General features: G+C 72.4%; 19 protein-coding genes and 1 riboswitch. Of the genes, 7 read left to right on the top strand and 12 right to left on the bottom strand.

Annotation, left to right across the window (positions count from 1 at the left end):
- Positions 1 to 22: 22 nt before the first annotated feature.
- The 4 genes from ACTWM8_RS14425 to ACTWM8_RS14410 form a co-directional block, all read right to left on the bottom strand.
- Complete coding sequence (locus ACTWM8_RS14425; protein ID WP_446214279.1) at positions 23 to 739, bottom strand: ABC transporter ATP-binding protein; 717 nt, start codon at positions 737 to 739, stop codon at positions 23 to 25.
- Positions 736 to 1,581: an ABC transporter ATP-binding protein gene (locus tag ACTWM8_RS14420; protein ID WP_446214278.1), complete on the bottom strand. Its 846-nt coding sequence runs from the start codon at positions 1,579 to 1,581 to the stop codon at positions 736 to 738. Before ACTWM8_RS14420 ends, ACTWM8_RS14425 begins: the two co-directional genes overlap by 4 nt.
- Positions 1,582 to 1,777: 196 nt before the next feature.
- Complete coding sequence (locus tag ACTWM8_RS14415; RefSeq protein WP_446214277.1) at positions 1,778 to 3,331, bottom strand: long-chain-fatty-acid--CoA ligase; 1,554 nt, start codon at positions 3,329 to 3,331, stop codon at positions 1,778 to 1,780.
- Between the two features lie 77 nt (positions 3,332 to 3,408).
- Positions 3,409 to 4,161: an SDR family NAD(P)-dependent oxidoreductase gene (locus tag ACTWM8_RS14410; RefSeq protein ID WP_446214553.1), complete on the bottom strand. Its 753-nt coding sequence runs from the start codon at positions 4,159 to 4,161 to the stop codon at positions 3,409 to 3,411.
- A 120-nt stretch (positions 4,162 to 4,281) separates the two neighbouring features.
- Between ACTWM8_RS14410 and ACTWM8_RS14405 the strand changes: the two genes are divergently transcribed.
- Both ACTWM8_RS14405 and ACTWM8_RS14400 read left to right on the top strand, forming a co-directional pair.
- On the top strand, positions 4,282 to 5,496 hold the full coding sequence (locus ACTWM8_RS14405) for an acyl-CoA dehydrogenase family protein (protein WP_446214276.1): 1,215 nt from the start codon (positions 4,282 to 4,284) through the stop codon (positions 5,494 to 5,496).
- Positions 5,493 to 6,152 carry a TetR/AcrR family transcriptional regulator gene (locus ACTWM8_RS14400; protein WP_446214275.1) on the top strand — a complete coding sequence of 220 codons (660 nt, stop codon included), beginning with the start codon at positions 5,493 to 5,495 and terminating at the stop codon, positions 6,150 to 6,152. Before ACTWM8_RS14405 ends, ACTWM8_RS14400 begins: the two co-directional genes overlap by 4 nt.
- Before the next feature lie 12 nt (positions 6,153 to 6,164).
- Here ACTWM8_RS14400 and ygiD read toward each other — a convergent pair whose 3' ends face one another.
- The 3 genes from ygiD to ACTWM8_RS14385 form a co-directional block, all read right to left on the bottom strand.
- The gene (gene ygiD, locus ACTWM8_RS14395) at positions 6,165 to 7,034 is read right to left on the bottom strand and encodes a 4,5-DOPA-extradiol-dioxygenase (RefSeq protein ID WP_446214274.1); all 870 of its coding nucleotides are present in this window, start codon (positions 7,032 to 7,034) and stop codon (positions 6,165 to 6,167) included.
- 78 nt (positions 7,035 to 7,112) lie between these two features.
- Positions 7,113 to 7,652 carry an RNA 2'-phosphotransferase gene (locus ACTWM8_RS14390; protein WP_446214273.1) on the bottom strand — a complete coding sequence of 180 codons (540 nt, stop codon included), beginning with the start codon at positions 7,650 to 7,652 and terminating at the stop codon, positions 7,113 to 7,115.
- Between the two features lie 109 nt (positions 7,653 to 7,761).
- Positions 7,762 to 8,394: a maleylpyruvate isomerase family mycothiol-dependent enzyme gene (locus ACTWM8_RS14385; protein ID WP_446214272.1), complete on the bottom strand. Its 633-nt coding sequence runs from the start codon at positions 8,392 to 8,394 to the stop codon at positions 7,762 to 7,764.
- Between the two features lie 104 nt (positions 8,395 to 8,498).
- On the opposite strand from ACTWM8_RS14385, the gene ACTWM8_RS14380 reads away from it, so the two are divergent.
- Positions 8,499 to 9,482: a sigma-70 family RNA polymerase sigma factor gene (locus ACTWM8_RS14380; protein ID WP_446214271.1), complete on the top strand. Its 984-nt coding sequence runs from the start codon at positions 8,499 to 8,501 to the stop codon at positions 9,480 to 9,482.
- Positions 9,483 to 9,504: 22 nt separating this feature from the next.
- On the opposite strand, the gene ACTWM8_RS14375 is transcribed toward ACTWM8_RS14380, so the two are convergent.
- A complete protein-coding gene (locus ACTWM8_RS14375) occupies positions 9,505 to 10,971 on the bottom strand; it encodes a pyridoxal phosphate-dependent decarboxylase family protein (protein ID WP_446214270.1) in 1,467 nt (488 codons plus the stop codon).
- 276 nt (positions 10,972 to 11,247) lie between these two features.
- Positions 11,248 to 11,359, top strand: a riboswitch (SAM riboswitch).
- A 32-nt stretch (positions 11,360 to 11,391) separates the two neighbouring features.
- Between ACTWM8_RS14375 and ACTWM8_RS14370 the strand changes: the two genes are divergently transcribed.
- From ACTWM8_RS14370 to ACTWM8_RS14355, 4 genes are all read left to right on the top strand, one after another.
- A complete protein-coding gene (locus ACTWM8_RS14370) occupies positions 11,392 to 11,541 on the top strand; it encodes a hypothetical protein (protein ID WP_446214269.1) in 150 nt (49 codons plus the stop codon).
- 102 nt (positions 11,542 to 11,643) lie between these two features.
- A complete protein-coding gene (locus ACTWM8_RS14365; RefSeq protein ID WP_446214268.1) occupies positions 11,644 to 12,504 on the top strand; it encodes an ABC transporter substrate-binding protein in 861 nt (286 codons plus the stop codon).
- A 43-nt stretch (positions 12,505 to 12,547) separates the two neighbouring features.
- Positions 12,548 to 13,345: an amino acid ABC transporter permease gene (locus tag ACTWM8_RS14360; RefSeq protein ID WP_179804698.1), complete on the top strand. Its 798-nt coding sequence runs from the start codon at positions 12,548 to 12,550 to the stop codon at positions 13,343 to 13,345.
- Positions 13,342 to 14,088, top strand: a complete 747-nt coding sequence (locus ACTWM8_RS14355; protein ID WP_446214267.1) for an amino acid ABC transporter ATP-binding protein — start codon at positions 13,342 to 13,344, stop codon at positions 14,086 to 14,088. Before ACTWM8_RS14360 ends, ACTWM8_RS14355 begins: the two co-directional genes overlap by 4 nt.
- Positions 14,089 to 14,128: 40 nt before the next feature.
- Here the strand turns inward: ACTWM8_RS14355 and ACTWM8_RS14350 are convergent, their stop codons facing one another.
- Genes ACTWM8_RS14350 through ACTWM8_RS14335 form a run of 4 tightly spaced genes read right to left on the bottom strand, consistent with a single transcriptional unit; the run spans position 14,129 to position 19,175 of the window.
- Complete coding sequence (locus tag ACTWM8_RS14350; RefSeq protein ID WP_446214266.1) at positions 14,129 to 15,178, bottom strand: C40 family peptidase; 1,050 nt, start codon at positions 15,176 to 15,178, stop codon at positions 14,129 to 14,131.
- 43 nt (positions 15,179 to 15,221) lie between these two features.
- Complete coding sequence (locus ACTWM8_RS14345; RefSeq protein ID WP_446214265.1) at positions 15,222 to 15,707, bottom strand: poly-gamma-glutamate biosynthesis protein PgsC/CapC; 486 nt, start codon at positions 15,705 to 15,707, stop codon at positions 15,222 to 15,224.
- Positions 15,707 to 16,945, bottom strand: coding sequence for a poly-gamma-glutamate synthase PgsB (pgsB, locus tag ACTWM8_RS14340; RefSeq protein WP_446214264.1), 1,239 nt, complete (start codon positions 16,943 to 16,945; stop codon positions 15,707 to 15,709). Before pgsB ends, ACTWM8_RS14345 begins: the two co-directional genes overlap by 1 nt.
- A gap of 1 nt (position 16,946) precedes the next feature.
- On the bottom strand, positions 16,947 to 19,175 hold the full coding sequence (locus ACTWM8_RS14335; protein WP_446214263.1) for a HAMP domain-containing protein: 2,229 nt from the start codon (positions 19,173 to 19,175) through the stop codon (positions 16,947 to 16,949).
- Positions 19,176 to 19,407 lie beyond the last annotated feature (232 nt).

Genomic DNA, 19,407 nt, shown 5'->3' with positions numbered 1-19,407 from the left:
GATCCTTCCTACGGGTGGGTGGTCAGAACCCGAGGTACGCGTGACGTAGCGTCTCGTCCTCGCGCAGCTGTGCCGCCGGGGTGGCCATGACGACGCGGCCCAGGGACATGACGACGCCCTGGTCGGCGATCCAGAGGGCGCTGCGCACGTTCTGCTCAACGAGCAGGACGGTCAGCCCGGTGTCGTCGCAGAGCCGGCGCAGCAGCGCCATGATCTGCGCGGTGACCCGGGGTGCCAGGCCGAGTGACGGCTCGTCGAGCAGCAGCAGCCGGGGCCGGGCGATCAGCGCCCGGCCGAGGGCGAGCATCTGCCGCTCCCCGCCGGAGAGCTGGTGCCCGGCGTGCCGTCGCCGCCGGGCCAGCGGCTCGAACAGCTCGTACACCTCGTCCTGGGCGCGCCGGGCGTCGGCGCGGTCGCGCCGCCACAGCCCGCCGAGGCGCAGGTTCTCCTCGACGGTCAGCTCGGCGACGATGCCGCGGCCCTCCGGCACGTGCGCCAGGCCGCGGCGCACCAGCGCCTCGACGCGGACGCCGCGCAGGTCCGCGCCGTCGAACCGGACCTGGCCGGCGGTGGGACGCAGCAGGCCGGACAGGGTACGCAGCAGGGTGGTCTTGCCGGCGCCGTTGGCGCCCAGGACGGCGGCGATCGTTCCGGTCGGCACCTCGAAGGTGACGTCGCGCAGCACCGGCACCGGGCCGTAGCCGGAGCTGAGCCCGTCGACCGCCAGGATGGCGCTCACGGCGCGACCACCGGACCGGCGGTGGTGCCGGTGGCGCCGGCCGGGACGTCGGCGCCGAGGTACGCCTCGGTCACCAGCGGGTCGTCGCGGACCTGCTCCGGGGTGCCGGCGGCGATGACCTTGCCGAAGTCCAGCACCACGATCTCGTGGCAGACCGACATGACCAGGTCCATGTGGTGCTCGACGAGCATGATCGAGCAGGCGGCGTCGGCCCGGCCGGGCAGCGCGGTGATCAGCTCGGCCAGCTCGCCGATGTCCTCGGCGCCGAGCCCGCCGGCCGGCTCGTCGAGCAGCAGCAGGCGGGGTCGGGCGATCAGGGCGCGGGCGAGGGCGACCCGCTTGCGCACCGCGTACGGCAGGGTGCCGGGCGCGGCGGCGGCGTGCCGCCCGACACCCAGCTCGGTGAGCAGGTCGAGGGCCTCTTCGCGCAGCCGCCGTTCGTCGCGGTCGCTGCGGGGCAGGCCGAACAGGGCGGTGGTGAAGCCGGCCCGGGCGGCGTGGCTGGCGCCGGCCATGACGTTCTCGACGACGGTGAGGCCGGGGAAGAGACCGACGCCCTGCAACGTGCGGGCGATGCCGAGGCGGGTGAGTCGGTGCGGACGCGGCCGGAACGGCCGGCCGTCGAGGGTGAGCGAGCCGCTGGTCGGCGGGACGAAGCCGCAGACCACGTTGAACAGGGTGGTCTTCCCGGCGCCGTTCGGGCCGATCACGCCGACGATCCGGCCGGGCGGCACCCGCAGGGAGACGCCGTCCAGCGCGACCAGTCCGCCGAACCGGACGCCGACGTCGCGCAGGACCAGGTCGGTGCCGCCGGCGGGAGTGTCGGTGGGTGGTGGGCTCATCTTCACCTCTTACGGGACACGGCGACGGGGGAGAGCGCGGTGCGACTCGGGCGAAGCATCAGGGGGTAGTTATTACATCGGGAGTGTACTTTTCGAGTGGAGACCGTCAATGACTTGTTACGACGCTGTGATGTGGACGGGTCGTACCAGGACAATGGCGGTGCGCCCGGGTCGTTGCCGACCCAGGTTTCGGCGGCTATTGCACTTGCTGTGCAGGGGTTTCCAACAGGTCCTGCTTCAGTTCCCGCTTGAGCAGCTTGCCGGTCGGGCCCTTCGGCAGTTCGGCCACGATGCGGACCTGCCGCGGGTACTTGTACGCGGCGAGCCGCTCCCGGCAGTACGCCACCAGGTCGTCGGGCGTCAACTCGGCATCCGGCGTGACGCTGAGCACCGCCACGACCTCCTCCCCCAGCTTGGCGTCGGGGCGGCCGAGCACCGCGGCCTCGACGACCGCCGGGTGGGCGTACAGGACCTCCTCGACCTCCCGGGGGTAGACGTTGTACCCACCCCGGATGATGATGTCCTTCTTGCGGTCGACGATGAACAGGTAGCCGTCGGCGTCGGCGTACGCCAGGTCTCCGGTGTGGAACCAGCCGCCACGGAACGCCTCCGCGGTCGCCTCGGGGTTCTTGTAGTAGCCCTTCATCACGTTGTGGCCGCGGACCACGATCTCGCCGACGTGCTCGGGCCCGGGCGGCAGCGGCCGGTCGGCGTCGTCGACGATGCGGGTCTCCACACCCCAGATCGGCTTGCCGATGGAGAGCACCTTGCGCTGCTCGGCGCTGATGTTGAACGTCGTCGTGCTGGCCGTCTCCGAGAGCCCGTACCCCTCCAGGATCACCACGCCCGGGAACCGCTCCTCGAAGGACCGGATCACCTCGCCGGGGATCGCCGCCCCACCGGAGACGCCGACCCGCAGCGAGGAGAGATCCCGACCGGTGAGGTCGGCCTGCAACAGGGCGAAGTACATGGTGGGTACGCCGGAGAAGATCGTGCAGCGGTGCCGCTCGATGGCGTCGACCACCGGCCCCACCTCGAAGCGCGGCACGAGCACGATGGTGCCGCCGTAGCGCACGGCCACGTTGAGCACGCTGGAGAGGCCGAAGACGTGGAACAGCGGCAGGACGGCCAGGCCGATGTCGTCGTCGCGGAAGCCGAACAGGTCGCCGCCGACGCTGCAGTTCATGTAGAGCTGGAAGTGGGTCAGCTCGGCGCCCTTGGGCCGGCCGGTGGTGCCGCTGGTGTAGAGCAGCACGGCCGTGTCGTCGGCGTTCGTCGGCGCGATCTCGCCGGTGTCCTCGGCCGCGTACAGCTCGTCGAAGTGCCGGGTGCCGTCGGGCCGCCGGTCGCTGCCCGGCAGGTTGACCACGTACGTCGTCACGCCCTCGACCTCGGCGGCCCCCTTGGCCGCCTCCTGCGCGAACAGCTCGAAGGTGATGAAGACCTTCGTGTCGGAGTCCGCCAGGTGGTACGCGACCTCACCGGCGCGCAGCAGCGGGTTGAGCGGCACCATCACCAGGCCCGCCTTGAGGACGGCGAAGTAGGCGAAGAGGAACTGCGGCACGTTCGGCAGCTGCACCGCCACCTTGTCGCCCCGGCGCAGACCCAGCCCGAGCAGGGCGGTGGCGACCCGCCCGGAGATCTCGTCCACCTGGCGGTAGCTGAAGCTCAGGTGGTCGAGGTGGCAGAGCGGCTTGTCGGGATGCGCCCGGCGGGGCTCCCGGAGGATGGTCGCGAGGTTGAAGCTCATCGGTGCTCCTCCTGTGCGGCGAGTCGCTGGGACATCGAGCAACGTGACAGCCGGTCTACGCCCTCCACCCTCGGGCGTCAAGGCATGACGAGGCCGCCGTCGACCGGCACGGTCACTCCGGTCACGTACGACGAGGCGTCGCTGGCCAGCCAGATCAGCGTGGCGGCGAGCTCCTCGTGCTCGCCGAGCCGCCCGGCCGGGGCGAGCGCCTTGACCATCTCGAAGGTGCCCGGCTCGAGCTGGTCGCTCATCTCCGAGGCGAAGAAGCCGGGGGCGATGCAGTTGACCCGGATGCCCTTGCGGCCGGTCCACTGTGCCGCGAGGTCGCGGGTCAGGCCGATGACACCGGCCTTGCTGGCGGCGTACGCGGCCTGCGGGATGCCGCCCGGGCGCAGGCCGATGACGCTGGAGATGTTGACGATGGCGCCGCCGCCGGTCACCGCCCGGGCGAACGCCTGGGCCATCCAGTAGCTGCCCATCAGGTTGACGTCGACGACCGAGCGGAACTGCTCCGGGGTCTCCCGGGAGGCGGGCACGGCGGTGCCGACCCCGGCGTTGTTGACCAGCACGTCCACCCGACCGAACTGCGCGATGGCGGTGGCGACCAGCGCCTGGCAGTCCTCCGGCCGGCTGACGTCGGTGGCGCGGGCCGCGTACCGCCGGCCGGCCGCCTCGACCAGCGCGCCCGTCTCCGGCAGGCGCTCGACGCGGCGGGCGCCGAGCACGACGTCGGCACCGGCCTCGGCGAGCGCGCGGGCGAACGACACCCCCAGGCCGGAGGAGGCGCCGGTGACGACGGCGACCTTCCCGTCGAGGCGGAACCGGTCCATCACGCTCACCTGGGACTCCTCACGGTCACGGTGCTCTGGACGCCATACCGACCAGCCGGTATGTTCGGCGTCCGGCGACGGTAGCGAGCCGCCGACACACCCGTCAATGGGGAGACAGCCATGGACTTCGAACCGAGCGCACGGTCCGCCGAGTACCTCAAGCGGCTCCAGGAGTTCATGGACGACCACGTCTACCCCGCCGAACCGGTCTACGCGGCCCAGCGCGCCGAGCTCACCGAGGCCGGCCGCCGCCACCACCTGCCCGCGGTCGTCGAGGAACTCAAGGCCGAGGCGCGCCGCCGGGGGCTGTGGAACCTGTTCCTGCCCGACGTCTCCGGGCTCACCAACCTGGAGTACGCCCCCCTCGCGGAGCTGACCGGCCGCTCCATCGAGCTGGCCCCGGAGGCCGTCAACTGCGCCGCCCCGGACACCGGCAACATGGAGATCCTGCACATGTTCGGCACGGACGAGCAGCAGGAGCGCTGGCTGCGCCCGCTGCTCGACGGCGAGATCCGGTCGGCCTTCGCGATGACCGAACCGGACGTGGCCTCCAGCGACGCCACCAACGTCCGCACCCGCATCGAGCGCGACGGCGACTCGTACGTCATCAACGGCCGCAAGTGGTGGACCACCGGCATCGCCGACCCGCGCTGCGCCGTCATGATCGTGATGGGCAAGACCGACCCGTCGGCCGACACCCACCGGCAGCAGTCGATGATCCTGGTCCCGGTGGACACCCCCGGCGTCGAGGTGGTGCGCTCGCTGCCCGTCTTCGGCTACCACGACCAGCACGGCCACGGCGAGGTCGTCTTCACCGACGTCCGGGTGCCGGCGTCGCACCTGCTCGGCGAGGAGGGCGGCGGCTTCGCCCTCGCCCAGGCCCGGCTCGGCCCCGGCCGCATCCACCACTGCATGCGCGCCATCGGCCTGGCCGAGCGGGCGCTGAGCCTGATGGTGCGCCGCGCCACCACCCGGGTCGCCTTCGGTCAGGAGCTGGCCCGCCAGGGCGTGGTGCAGCAGCAGATCGCCGAGTCCCGGATGGCGATCGAGCAGGCGCGGCTGCTCACCCTCAAGGCGGCCTGGATGATCGACCGGTACGGCGCCAAGGCCGCCCGCACCGAGATCGCCGCGATCAAGGTGATCGCGCCCCGCGTCGCGCTGGAGGTGCTCGACCGGGCCATCCAGGTGCACGGCGGCGCCGGCGTCTCCGACGACTTCCCGCTCGCGTCGATGTACGCGGGCGCCCGTACCCTGCGCATCGCCGACGGCCCCGACGAGGTGCACGTGCGCGACGTGGCCCGCCGGGAGATCCGCCGCCAGCTGGAGTCGCGGTGACCGTGGCGACCGAGCCCTCCGTCACCCCCGAGCGGCGGCGGGCGCCCCGCGGGTCGGCCCGGCAGAGCATCGTCGCGGCCGCCACCGAGCTGTTCGCCCGGCGCGGCTACGAGGCGACGAGCGTCCAGGAGATCGTGGCGGCGGCGGAGGTGACCAAGGGGGCGCTGTACCACTGGTTCGGGTCGAAGTCCGAGCTGCTGACCAGCATCTACCGGGAACTGCTCGCGGAGCAGACCCGGCGGCTGGCCGAGATCGCGGCCGGCGACGGGCCGGTCCGGGAGCGGCTGCGCGCCGCGGCCCTCGACGTGGTCGAGCACACCGCCGAACACCTGGCCGAGCTGACCGTCTGGGCCCGCTCGGCGCACCTGCTCGACGACGAGCACGCCGAGGCCACCCGCCGGGAGCGCCGGCGCTACCACGACCTGTTCCGCGACCTGGTGCACGAGGCCCAGTTGGCCGGCGTGGTCCGCACCGACGTCTCCGCCACCGTGGTCACCCACACGTTCCTCAGCGCCCTGGGCAACGTCCACACCTGGTTCCACCCGGACGGGCCGCTGACTTTCACCGAGGTCGGCCACCAGCTCGTCGCGCTGTTCGTCGACGGCGTGCGCGCCCCGGCGGAGTCCGCGCCGGCCGGGAACGCGGTGCAGGGCTGACGCCGGCCGGGGTCAGATGTTCGCCGAGTCGGCCGGCACGTCAGCCGGCAGCGACGGCGCACCCGCCGGCTGGTCGCCGCCCCGGCAGGCCAACCCCAGGGTGTACGCGGTCATCGACAGCGACCCGTACGCGTACCCGTCCACCAGCACCTCGGGCCGGGTTCTGGTCGCACCGGCGATGCCGGCGAGGTAGAGCAGCGGGATGAAGTGGTCCGGCGTCGGCACCGCCGACCCGAAGTCGCGGTGGGCGTCCAGCCGGGCCGCCTCGGTGGGCTCGTCCCGCATCACCTCGCGGGCCGCGTCGTTGAAGCGTCGCGCCCAGTCGAAGCCCTGGTCGACCAGCTGCGGATCCACCCCGCCGAGGTTGTGCACCACGTTGCCGCTGGCCACGATGAGCACCCCGCGCTCGCGCAGCGGCGCGAGCTGGGCGCCCAGCCCCAGGTGGTAGTCCAGCCCCTTGAAGGCGTTGATGCTCAGCTGCACCACCGGGATGTCCGCCGCCGGGAAGGCGTGGGTCAGCACCGACCAGGTGCCGTGGTCGATGCCCCACGAGTCCACGTCGGCGCCCACCCAGGTGGGATGCACCAGGTCGCTGACCTCCTCGGCCAGCTCGGGCAGGCCCGGGGCCGGGTACTCGACGTCGAAGAGCTGCGGGGGGAAGCCGTAGAAGTCGTGGATCGTGCGCGGCCGGGGCATCGCGGTGACGGCGGTCGCGCCGATGTACCAGTGCGCCGAGATCACCAGGATCGCCCGGGGGCGCGGCACCGCCCGCCCGAACGCCCGCCAGGCCGAGGTGTACCGGTTGACCGCCAGGGCGTTCATCGGATTGCCGTGGCCGAAGAAGGCGGCGGGCATCGTGCCGGGGCTGGTCTGACCGCTCATGCCGCTCCCTCCAGGTCGTGGTCCGAGGGTAATCCGGCGCGGTCGGGCGTCGCGGCCGATCGGGCGCGGAACGCGCCGTCAGGCGACGAGGTAGGCCGGCGGCACCGCGTCGGTGAGCCACACCCCGTTCGCGCTGCGGTAGAAGACGTGCCCGTCGCGGGCCATCGCCGCCGCGTCGACGCTGAGCACCACCACCGCCCCGCTGCGGCGGGCGCCGACCCGCCGGGCCGTAGCCACGTCCGGCGAGAGGTGTACGTGGTGCCGCCCGCCCCGGTGCAGGCCGGTGGCCCGGATCGAGTCGAGCGCGGCGGCGCCGGTGCCGTGGTAGAGGCGCTCCGGCGGCGCGGTGGGCTCCAGCTGGAGGTCGACCGGGATGGAGTGCCCCTGGCTGGCCCGGATCCGGTCCACCCCGTCGGCGCCCCGCTCGACGGCGAAACGCTGTTTGTCGTTGCCGGCCACGACGGCGTCGAGATCGGCGCGGTCGATCCGCAGGGCGGCGAGCAGGTCGTCCACGGTGACCCAGCCGGCCCGGTCCGGGGCCAGGCCGAACTTCCCGGGCTGGTGGCGCAGTGCCAGTGACATCCGCTTGCTCAGCCGCACCAGCGCCCGATCGTCCATCGCACCATTGTCGACCATGGCCGGAGGCGGTGGCGACGGGATACCGCCTCGCCCCGGACGCGCCGGGGCGGACGCCGCCACGACGGCGCCCGGGGCGAGGCGCCGCCCGCTACGGGTCCCGCCGGCTGAACCGGGTCGCTGCCGGGCCGTCGAGCCGGCCGGACGGGAGCCGGCGCCCGCAGACCACCAGCAGCAGATCCTGGGCGAGCCCGCGCACGGGTGTGCCCTCGCCGTGGCACCAGTCGAGGTCGGTCGCCCGGAGCTGGACACCGGTCAGGTCGGTGCCGAAGAACGCCACGTTGCGCGGCGACATCCCGGTCAGCACCATGGCGACCCGCTCCGGTGGGACGCGGCGGTCCAGCCCGAGGCCGACGGTGATGTCCAGGCCGTGGATGACGTCGTGGGAGAGCGCCCCGCGCACGCCCCCGCCCGGCGGCGTCCACCGGTGGTCGACGTTGTCCCGCAGCGCCGCGAGCAACTGCGCGGGCGACAGCGCGGCGGCGTCGCGGCGGGCGGTGCGGTCGGCCATCCGGTTGACGTTCCCGCGCGCCCTGGCCAACTCCACCAGGGTCCGCCCGAGCGAGGTCCGGAACGGCATCGTGGTGTGTGCGACGACCTCCCGCACCCGCCACTCGTCGCACAGCGTCGGCGCGTCCCACCGGTCGGCGGGCAGCGCCGCCAGCAGGTCGGCCAGTTCCGTTCGCTCCGCCACCACCGCAGCGCGGACGTCGTCGTCGGTCATCCGGATTCCTCCCGTCCAGTGCGGGGCACCCTTCGCCGGGGCCCTCGCACCTGATACGGGCCGGACCCGCGAAACTCATCGGTCGGTCGGCGTATGGTCGCCGGGTGCGGGAGGAAGCGGTGGCCGAGGACGTCCCGGTCGAGCTGCTGCGCACCGAGCTGACCGGCTTCTGCTACCGGATGCTCGGCTCCGGCTTCGAGGCCGAGGACGCCGTGCAGGAGACGTTGACCCGCATCTGGCGGGCCGCCGACCGTTACGAGCCGACCCGCGGGTCGCTGCGGACCTGGGCCTACCGGATCGCGACGAACGTCTGCCTGGACATGCTGCGCGGCGCGCAACGCCGGGCGCGGGCGATGGACCTCGGCCCCGCCGCCGAGGCCGGTGCGGCGCTGGGGGCGCCGGAGCCGAAGCACGTGTGGGTCCAGCCGGTCCCGGACGACCGGGTGCTGCCCGGGTACGGCGACCCGGCGGAACAGACGCTGCGGCGGGAGAGCATCCGGCTGGCGTTCGTGGCCGCCCTGCAACACCTGCCGCCCCGACAGCGGGCCGTGCTGATCCTGCGCGACGTGCTCTGCTGGCGGGCCGACGAGGTCGCACACCTGCTGGAGGCCAGCGTCGCGTCGGTGAACAGCGCGCTCCAGCGGGCCCGGTCCACCCTGCGCGCGGTCGCCCCCGACCCCGGGGAGCCGATCCGGCCCGCCAACGCGGCCCAGCGCGAGCTGCTGACCCAGTACTGCACCGCGTTCGAACGTCACGACGTACCGGCCCTGGTGGCGCTGCTGCACGCCGACGCCACCATGTCCATGCCGCCGTTGCGCTGGTGGCTGCGCGGCCGGGACCGGATCGCGCAGGCGCTCTCCGATCCGGCGGCCTCGTGCGCGGGTTCGCGGCTGGTGCCCACCGCGGCGAACGGCGCACCGGCGTACTGGCAGACCCGGCCGGGGCCCGACGGCGTCCACCGGCCCTTCGGGCTGGTCATCCTGGACCTGGCCGGCGACCGGGTGCGGGGCATCACCACCTACCTCGACGCGGACCGGCTGCTGCCGCTGTTCGGCCCGCCGGCCGGGCCGACCGATCCGGTGGACTGACGCCCGGTGGATGCACCTCGCCTCAACCGAGTTCGGCGACCACCTTCGCGGTGAGTTCGCGGACCACGTCGACCAGCAGGTCGACGTCGGCCTCGGTGGTACGCCAGTTGACGATCGCCGGGCGCAGCGCCACCCGTCCGTCGTGGACGGTGGTGCCGGCGTACACCCGGCCGTCGGCGAGCAGGGCCGCGCCGAGCCGCCGGTTGACCTCGTCGAGCGCCGCTTCGCGAACGCCCGCCGGCCGGGCGCGGAAGCAGACGATGCAGAGCGGCACCTCGGCGAGGCGTTCCAGCTCGGGCGTCTCGTCGACCCGGCGCGCCAGGCGCTGGGCCAGGTCGAGGTGCCGTTCCACCATGGACCGGTAGCCCTCCCGCCCGTACGCGGCGAGGGTCGCCCAGATCGGCAGGGACCGGGCCCGGCGGGAGGAGTCCGGGCCGAGCAGGGCGTAGTCCGCGCCCTCGCCCGGTGTCGGCAGCGCGCTGCCCTCCCCCGGCAGGTACGCCGCGCCGGGCATGCCGAACGCGACCGCCAGCCGGGACGGGTCCTTGAGGAAGGCGAAGCCGTTCTCGTACGGCACGTTGAGCCACTTGTGCCCGTCGCCGGCGATCGAGTCGGCGCGTTCCATGCCGGCGACCAGCCCGGCGGTGCGCGGGGAGAGCGCGGCGAAGATGCCGAACGCGCCGTCGACGTGCAGCCAGGCGCCGTGCCGTTCGGCGATGTCGGCGAGGTCTGCCAGCGGGTCGAAGTCACCGGTGTCCACCTCCCCGGCGTTGGCGATCACCACCGCCGGGGCGGCCAGCTCGGCGAGCCGCCGGTCGAGGGCGACGAGGTCGACCCGGCCCGCGCCGTCACGGGCGTGGATCTCGACGGTGTTGCGGCCGTGGCCGAGCAGTTGCAGCGCCTTGCGGTCGCTGGGGTGCAGGTAGCCGCCGGAGAGCACCGGCATCCGGGGCAGCCCGGCCAGCCCGTCCGCGGCGACGTCGACGCCGTGCCGCTCGCCCCACCAGTGGGTGGCGGCGGCGAGCCCGGTGACGTTGGCGAAGGTGGCGCTGGTGACCAGCGCGCCGCCGTACGTCGCGGGCAGCCCGAACAGTTCCCGCAGCCAGGTCAGCGCGATCGTCTCGACCTCGCTGGCGAGCCGCGAGGAGGCGCGGAAGGCGGCGTTCTGGTCGAGCAGGGCCGCGGTCCAGTCGGCGGCGAGGGCGGCCGGGGTCGTCCCGCCGATGATGAAGTGGAAGAAGCGGGGGCCGGCCGAGTGGGTGGCCGCGGCCGTCCCGACCCGCAGCAACCGGTCCAGCGCGGCGGCCGCGCCCTCGCCCCGCTCAGGCAGCGCGCCGCCGTCGGCCGGGTGCCAGAGCTGGCCGAGCAGCGCCTGGCTGTCCGGGTCGTGCACCGGCCGGTCCGCCAACGACGACAGGTACGGCCCGGCCGCCTCGTACACCCGGCGCAGCGCCTCGTCCCCGTCGGCGTCCCGCAGCGGATCGGTCATCGCAGCGCCCTCCTCGGCGGTCGGGTGGCGGTCGGGACGCCGGTGGAGCGGCAGCCCTGGTGCAGCCTCATCCCGACGGAGCCGGCCCGGTCCTCCCCTACCCTCGCACCGGTCGGCGCGGTTCGCGCCGGCCAATTCCGCCGCGGTGGCCCGCGGAGGATGGCGCACCCGACGACCTCCTACGCCCGGTGACGCGGCCCGCCGGTAAGGGGCGGACGTGAGGGCCGTCATAACGGCTGGACGATCGGCCCGGCCCTGCTGCTAGCCTTCTCGGCAGGTCATGAGCGCCAGCGTCAAGCCCCGGCTCGCTGGCCGGCAACCCTCCTCCACGGTGGGGTGCTCCGGGTGAAGACCAGGCACCGGTGTGGCACCGGTGCAAGCGTGGCCTGGTTCCCAGGTCAGCACCGACCTAGGAGAGCCATGTCTGCACAGCTTTTCGCCCCGCCCGTCGGCGGCGCCGTGCCCGCGGCCCGGTCCGACGCGCCGGCTGCTCGCCTGATGCTGGTCAAGCGGCGACACGTCGACCTGATGCGGGTCTGCAGCGACGGCTGTCGCCGCCCGACCGCGTAGTCGACGACCCCTTTCCTCGTACCACCGCAGCGGTGTGCCGGTCCGGCACGCCGTCTCCCGGCGTGCCCGTGTGCCCGCCGACCGATCAACCCGGAGACACCTGTGCGATTTCTTCCCGCTCTGTCCAAGGTGGCCGCGCTCGGCGCCGCCGCCGTCCTCGCCGCCACCGCGCTGACCGCCTGCGGCGACGACTCGTCCGAGGCCGCCGAGAACCCGTACGGCCTGCTCCAGCCGGGCGTGCTGCGCACCGGCACGCTGACCGACGCGCCGCCGAACGTGTACCTGAAGGACGGCACGTTCACCGGCTTCGACAACGACCTGCTCACCGCGGCCGCGGCGAAGGTCGGCCTGAAGGTGGAGTTCGTCGGGACCGACTTCTCCGCGCTGCTGTCCCAGGTCAACAACCGCAAGTTCGACATCGGCAGCTCCTCGATCACCATCACCGAGGCGCGCAAGAAGACCGTCGACTTCGGCAACGGCTACGACTTCGGCTACTTCGGACTCGACGTGCCCGCCGGCTCCCCGATCACCAGCTTCGACCAGCTCGCCGGCAAGCGGGTCGTCGTCGTGCAGGGCACGGTGCAGGACGACTACGCCACCGGCCGGAACCTCGACCCGGTCCGGGTGCCCGACTACAACGGCGCGATCAACCAGCTCAAGGCCGGCACCGCCGACGCCTGGATCGCCCCGGCCGAGATCGGCGATAAGTCGGCGGCGGACAGCAACGGCAAGATCACGGTGGCGGCCAAGCAGCTCAGCCCCGCCCCCACCGCGTACGCGTTCGCCAAGGGCAACGACAAGCTGCGCGAGGCGCTGAACAAGGGCCTCGACGAGGTCATCGCCGACGGCACCTGGACCCGACTCCAGGCGCAGTACTACCCGGGCCGGCCGATCCCGGCCGACTTCAAGCCGGGCAGCGGCACCGTCGCGGTGCCGGCGGCCTCGGCGTCGACCACCTCCTGACGGTACGGATGACGAGCGAGCGGGGCGGACGGGGAGGAGACCGATGGACACCTTGAGCACCCTCTGGGAGACCTTCTTCGACGGGGACTCGATGCGCGAGGCGCTGCCCGAGATGCTGACCGTCGGGCTGCCCAACACGCTGATCCTGGCGATCTCCGCCGCCCTGCTCGGCTCGATCCTCGGCATGCTGCTGGCCATCGCGGGCATCTCGCGTACCCGATGGTTGCGGTGGCCGGCGCGGGTCTACACGGACGTCTTCCGCGGCCTGCCGGCCGCGGCGACCATCCTGCTCATCGGTGTCGGCCTGGCGCCGCTCGGCATGGAGGTCTGGGGACCCAACCCCTACCCGTTGGGCATCCTGGCGCTGTCGCTGATCGCCGGCGCGTACATCGGGGAGATCTTCCGCTCCGGCATCCAGAGCGTCGAGGCCGCGCAGCTGGAGGGGGCCCGGGCGCTCGGATTCTCCTGGGGCGAGGCGATGCGGCTGGTGATCATCCCGCAGGGTGTACGCCGGGTCCTGCCGGCCTGGGTCAACCAGCTGATCGCGCTGATCAAGGACTCCAGCCTGGTCTACTTCCTCGGCCTGGTGGCCAGCCAGCGGGAGTTGTTCCGGATCGGCCAGGACTACGCCGCCACCACCGGCAACGAGTCGGCGCTGCTGCTGGCCGGCCTGTTCTACCTGGCGTTGACCGTGCCGCTGACCCACGCGGTCAACTGGATCGACCGGCGGCTGCGCCAGGGACGGTCGGTGACCGTCGACCCCGACGACGACGGCGGGCTGGCCCTGGCCGGCGAGACCGCCCTGCCCCCGCAGACCCCGACCGGGAAGGATCACCGATGACCGGCACCGCCACCACCACCTCGGTCAGCCTCGCCGTCCGGGACGTCCACCTCGCCTTCGGCGCCAACCGGGTGCTGCGCGGCGCGGACCTGGACGTCGGGCGCGGCGGCACCGCCTGCGTGATCGGCCCCTCCGGCTCGGGCAAGTCCACCCTGCTGCGCACCATCAACCGGCTGATCGAGCCGGACCGGGGCGACGTGCTGCTCGACGGGCGCAGCGTGCTGCGCGACGACCCGGACGCGCTACGCCAGCGGATCGGCATGGTCTTCCAGCAGTTCAACCTCTTCCCGCACATGAGCGTGCTGCGCAACATCACCCTGGCGCTGCGCCGGATCAGGAAGCTCTCCGAGGAGGAGGCCACCGCGGTCGCCCGCGCCCAGCTGGAGCTGGTCGGGCTGGCCGGCAAGGCGGACTCCCGACCGGCGCACCTGTCCGGCGGGCAGCAGCAGCGGGTGGCCATCGCCCGGGCGCTGGCGCTGCAACCGCAGGTGATGCTCTTCGACGAGGCCACCTCGGCGCTCGACCCGGAACTGGTCAAGGGCGTCCTCGCGGTGATGGCCGACCTCTCCGCCGGCGGCATGACCATGGTGGTGGTCACCCACGAGATGGGCTTCGCCCGTGAGGTCGCCGACACCGTCGCCTTCATGGACCACGGGGTGGTGCTGGAGGCCGGCGAGCCCGCCGCGATCTTCGAGGCGCCGGAGCACCCCCGGCTGCGCCGCTTCCTTTCCCAGGTCCTCTGAGCAGCCGCCTGGGCAGCGGCGGACCCCCGGTGGGGGTCGATCAGAGCCGGCGGGCGGTGAGCCACCGGTCCGGCCAGTAGCCGACCCCGTCAAGCAGGGGTGCCCCGGAGAGGTCACCCATGGTGGGGCCGTCGGTCTGCGACCGGCTGGAGATGAACCGGTGGTGGCCGCCGTCGTCGATGCCGAGGTAGATCCCGGAGTGGTCGACCTGGCGGCTCGGTATCGGCTGGGCGTTGAAGAAGACCAGGTCGCCGGGGAGCAGCTTGTCGATCCCGCGGGCCCGCTGGCCCGAGTTGGGCATCAGCTGGACTCCCGGGCCCACCTCCGCCATGGCGTACGCCCGGCGCGGCAGGCCCTCGCCCGGGGTGTTGGTACCGCGCAGCGGATAGCCGAGCCGGTGACCGTAGACCATCCGCAGGAAACCGGAGCAGTCCAGGGCCAGCTTGCGCTGCGGCTCGGGGATTGCCGCCTTGCCGTCCAGGAACGACCAGGGCAGACCCAGGTAGTCGTAGAAGTCGGAGCGCTCCTGACGGCCGTCGGGGTCCGCCGGGTCCGGCGGCCCGAACGAGGCGTCGCCGGAATACTGCTGCCCCTGGTTGTCCCGCTTCACCGGGGCCCCGTCGACGTACTCGAAGGCGATCGACAGCACGTCCGGCGAGCGGTCCCGGCGGGCCGCGGCGAACCAGTCGACGAACCACTGCTCCTGTTCGGCGCCGGCCCGCCACGGCTGCGGCGCGAGCCGGACCCACATGTCGGTCTCGATCTTCGCGTCCGTGTAGCGCGGCTCCTCGAACGTCCGGGACGGACCGTAGATGTGTGCGGTCCGCGCGCCGTCGGTCATGATCGCGACCGGCTCCCCCGACGAGTCGATGATCTCCGTACGGTCCGGTTCGGACGACCGCTGGTAGTGGTAGCCCGACGCGCCGGCCGCCTGGCCCTCGGTCGCCTTCGCCAGGCCCAGGGTCAGCTCGGGTTCGTCCCCGGGCGACGGCCGGGCCACCAGGTAGGTGAGCATGCTCGCGGTGATCAGCAGGACGAGCCCGAGGATGCTCGACACGGCCGGCCTGCGGAGATACCTGCGGTAGCTCATTCCTGCTTCTCCTTTCGAGACGTTTGCGAGGCGGACGGAACGATCAGGTCACCGGCACGAAACCCGCGACCACGCCGCTGTACGTGATGCCGAAGGTGATCGCCGTGACGATGACGGTCGCCAGGATGGTCGCCCTGGGCGGCTGGCGTACGAGCTGGTAGGCGATGAGCCCGGGAATCACGAAGCCCAGCGTCTGGTGGGCGAACAGCAGTGGCAGGTCGCGCTGGACGAGCAGGAACATGGTCAGCTGCAACAGGACGCTGACCAGCACGATCGCGGCGAACAGCCGCTTCCCGTAAAGGATGATCACCCGATGCATCAGCCGGGCGATGAGGTACGTGACGATGGTGACCGCGACCACGATCACCGCCTGGAGCTGGTCCTCGATGAGGGTCAACGCGATCCAGCCCGGGGTGATCATGCCGCCGGGCGAGAGGTTGGTGGTCAGGTAACACAGCAGGGCGAACACCAGCCCGATGCCGAGGCTCGCCGTGGCCATCTGGGCGCTGAGTTCTCCGCCGAAGGTCATCACTGGCTCCCTTCTCCGGTCGACGTACGAAGGGTGGAGGCGGAGGGAGAGCCGTCCTCGCAGGTCCAGCCCGGCAGTGTCGCCAGCTGGTGGACCAGCACCTCACCCTGCCCGTGGATGTTCCCGACGGCGACGATCGAGGAGTCGTCCGGGGTCGCCGCGCTCACGCCCTGCAGCAGGCTGTCCGGGTCCGGTTTGCCGCCGAGGTCGATCACCCGGTCCTGAAGGTCGGCGGGCACGGTCGTCCGGGCGCTCTTGGTGACCTCTCCGATCAGGACGATGGTCTCCGGTCTGACCCGGCCGCTCAGCTCGCCCATCTGCCCGTTGCGCTCGATCCGGTCCGGCCGGCAATTGATCACCATCGTCAGCGGGCGGGTGATGAGCTGCTGGTCCTCCAGTTGCTGGATGTTCATGAAGGTCGACTCGGGATCGTTGGCGGCGAAGATGTTCGCGAACCGGAACCGCTTGTCGCCGTGCATCACCCGGGCCACGGAGAGCACGCCCGGGTCGGGCGGCGCCTCCCACATGCCCCGCAGCGCGCTCTGCCGGTCGACGCCCAGTTCCCCGGCGACGGCCAGCGCGATCGCGACGTTCTCCTTGAAGGTGATCCAGCCGAAGCCGTTCATCTCGTGGTCGCTGACCGACTCCGGGTCGACCGCGATCAGGCGGCAGTCCCGCCGATCGGCCTCCTCCTGCAGGATCGCGAGCCGTTCCCGCTCGGCGGTGATGCAGGTGCCGCCCACCGGCATGGACCGGCTCAGCGACCGGGCGACATCGTCCAGGGTGGGCCCCATCTCGGCGAGATGGTCCTCGCGGACGTTGCACAGCACCCCGATGTTCGACCGGATCAGCTTGCTCTGGTTGACCTCCTGGAGCGCCGGCATCACCGCCATGCACTCCATGACCAGAGCGTCCGGGTGGTAGACGGCGGCCCGCCGCACGATGCCGATCTGCTCGACCACGTTGGCGATGCCGAACTTGCGGTGCACCGGCTCCTCGCTGGCGTCCGGGAAGATGAACCGGGCCGCCGTGCCGGTGGTCTTGGCCACCACCACCCGCCCACCGCCGCGCAACGCGCCGGCACAGAGCCGGGTGATCGAGCTCTTGCCCCGGATGCCGTTGACCAGCACCCGGTCCGGAATCATGGTCAGGTTCCGATAGTGGTTACGCTGCTCGACCATCCCCGCGCCGAACAGCGCCACACAGCAGAGGACGAAAACGACGTAGAGGTATACCACGTCAACTCCTTTCGTCTCGGTCGTCGGCGCGGGTGTCGGAACTCTCGCTCAGCCAGAGAGTGGCCCGACCGGCTTCGGGTTGCGGCGGGACCTCGGGCAGCACGACGGTGCGGTCCTCCTCCGTGCCGCGCAGCCGGCTCGCACCGCCCAGCCGGCTGGAGCCGGTGTGCCGGACCTGGCGGCAGACCTCCAGGCACATCGCCAGCGCCCCGATGTCGTCGTGGCGTTGCGGCGAGATCGGCTCCTCCACGTCCCCGTCGCTGATCCGGTCGGCCTGCACGGCGAGGCGGCGCAGTGGCCGCGCGAAGACGAAGTACTGCCACGTCTGGGTCAGCAGCACCACGCCCGTCGTGGCACCGGCGACGAGTAGCGTCCACCGCCGGCCGTCGCTCTGCGGCAGCCGCAGCCCGGCCAGGTCCTGCTCCACCACCAGCGACCACTTCAGCGGAGCGACGGTGTTCGGCTTGTTCAGGCCGGCGGCGGCGATCAGCGCCGGCCTGCCGTCCGGCGTCTTCGCCATACCCACGGTGCCGCCCTTCAGCGCCTCGGAGGCGGCAACCCGGGCGGTGCCCTCCAACTGCTGGAAGGCGCGGAAGCCGTTGGAGTCGAAGACGGTGCGCAGATCCTCGTCGACGACCCGTACCTGCCCGTCCACCGCCCGGATCATCTCCAGCAGGTAGTCGATGTCGAACTCGCCGACGGTCGCGACGCCGTTGGGAGCGACCCGGAAGGCGTACACCAGCGGCACGCGCGCCGTTTCGCCGTCCAGGTCGATGCCGGTCTCACCGTGCAGCGGCTCCTTGCGAAGCGGCTCCCGTCCCGCGGCGCTGACGACCGATCCGCTCGGGTCCATCAGGTAGAGGCTCCGGAAGCGGTGTTTGTCGGCCAGCTCCTGCTTGAGCTGCGGGGCCAGTTGAGCCGGGTCGGGCGTCGCCTCCGACGCCTGGGAGATCCGGGTCACCGTCTGCAGGCCGTTGTTCAGCGCCTTGCCCATGACGTTGCTCGCCGCCTCGGCCCTGCTCTCCTCGTCCCGGACGAGTTGGTTGGGGATCGGCGGCTCAGGTGACCTCAGCGTGTAGGCCACCGCCGCCGCCGGCCAGAGCAGCGCCACGACGGTGGCCAGGGCCAGGCCCTGGTTCACGGTCGGACGCCACCGCCACCGCCACCGCTTCCGGCCGCCGGTGCCGGACGATGGATCGTCGGACGTCAGCGACAGCGCCCGGGCGATGCGGTGGGCCTCCGCGTTGCGCAACGGGTGCCGCTTGCTGAGGACTTCGCCACAGGCGTCCGCCTTGGCCCGCTCCAGCAGCGACCGCACGGGCCTGACCATTGCCAGCCGCATCAGCAGGAAGCTGGGCACCGCCATCGCCAGCAGGGTCAGGCCGAGCAGGAAGCCATGGAGGGTGGAGGTGCCGCCCGTTTCCTCGGCGACGACGAGGGTCGCCACCGTCGCCCCGGTCTCCCCCACCGGAGCGGAGGAGACGACCAGTTGCTTGTTCAGCCACTCCGTCACCCGGATCGGGTGGCCCTCGGTGGATTGGGACTGCGCCAGCCCCTGGAAGACCACCGGCAGGTGGACATCGGGTACGGCACTGACCCCCTGCATCAGGGTGCTCTTGCCGTCCGGTGTGATGACGAAGATGCCCTGTCGGGCGTTGGGGTTGAGGCGCAGTTCGTCCACGTCGAGCGGTTGGGTCGCCAGCAGGGTCCGCGACCCGTCCAGCGCGACGCTGCGGACCAGCGCCGGCCCGTCCGGAGTGGTGATCGGAAACGTGTCCTTGGCGGGAAGCGCCGGTGGCAGCAGCTCCATCGGTACGCCGCTGCCGGCGGTGGCCAGCGGGCGCCGCGAGGCGGTCTCCACGATCGCGGCCCCGGTCCACTCCGTACCGTTGCCCACCACCTGCTTGACGAACTCGGGGTCGGGCGTCGTCGGCGGCCGAGCCGCGATGCGCTGGTCGAGGTCCTCCACGTAGTGGTTGATGGTCAGCCGCATGCTGGAGGCGACCTTCGACACGTTGTCCCGCTGCGAGTCGACGACGGCCGGGGGGACGCCCCGTTGGTTGTTGATGGCGAACCCGAGCACGATGGCGGCCGCCAGACACATGATCGCCCAGAAATACAGCAGTGACGGCTTACCGGAGCCGGCGGGAAAGCCGGCTGTCGGGAGCTGCTGGTCCAGCGCCCGCCGCCGCCACGGGACCGCCTGCTCCTGCGGTGGGTCGGAGGGCACTGACGGCACGGACGCGCGGCCGCGGAAGGGCTGCTGATCGCGACCCCGGTCGGGGGCGGGCTGTTCGCCTCCGTTCGTGCTCTTCATGGCAACCCTTCGCTCTCGGCGACATCGGAACTTGCGCGTCATGTCGATCATCGAACTCGGCAGGGTGAGGAGACTTCACCCGACCGGGATGAACTCGGCGGGCGTCGAATCCGCGTCGCGGCCGCGTCGAGCGGTGGCACCAGCG

The sequence above is a fragment of the Micromonospora sp. IBSANI012 genome (assembly GCF_052814045.1).
Note: the sequence above shows the minus strand (reverse complement) of the source record. Positions and strands in the feature narration are given on the sequence as shown.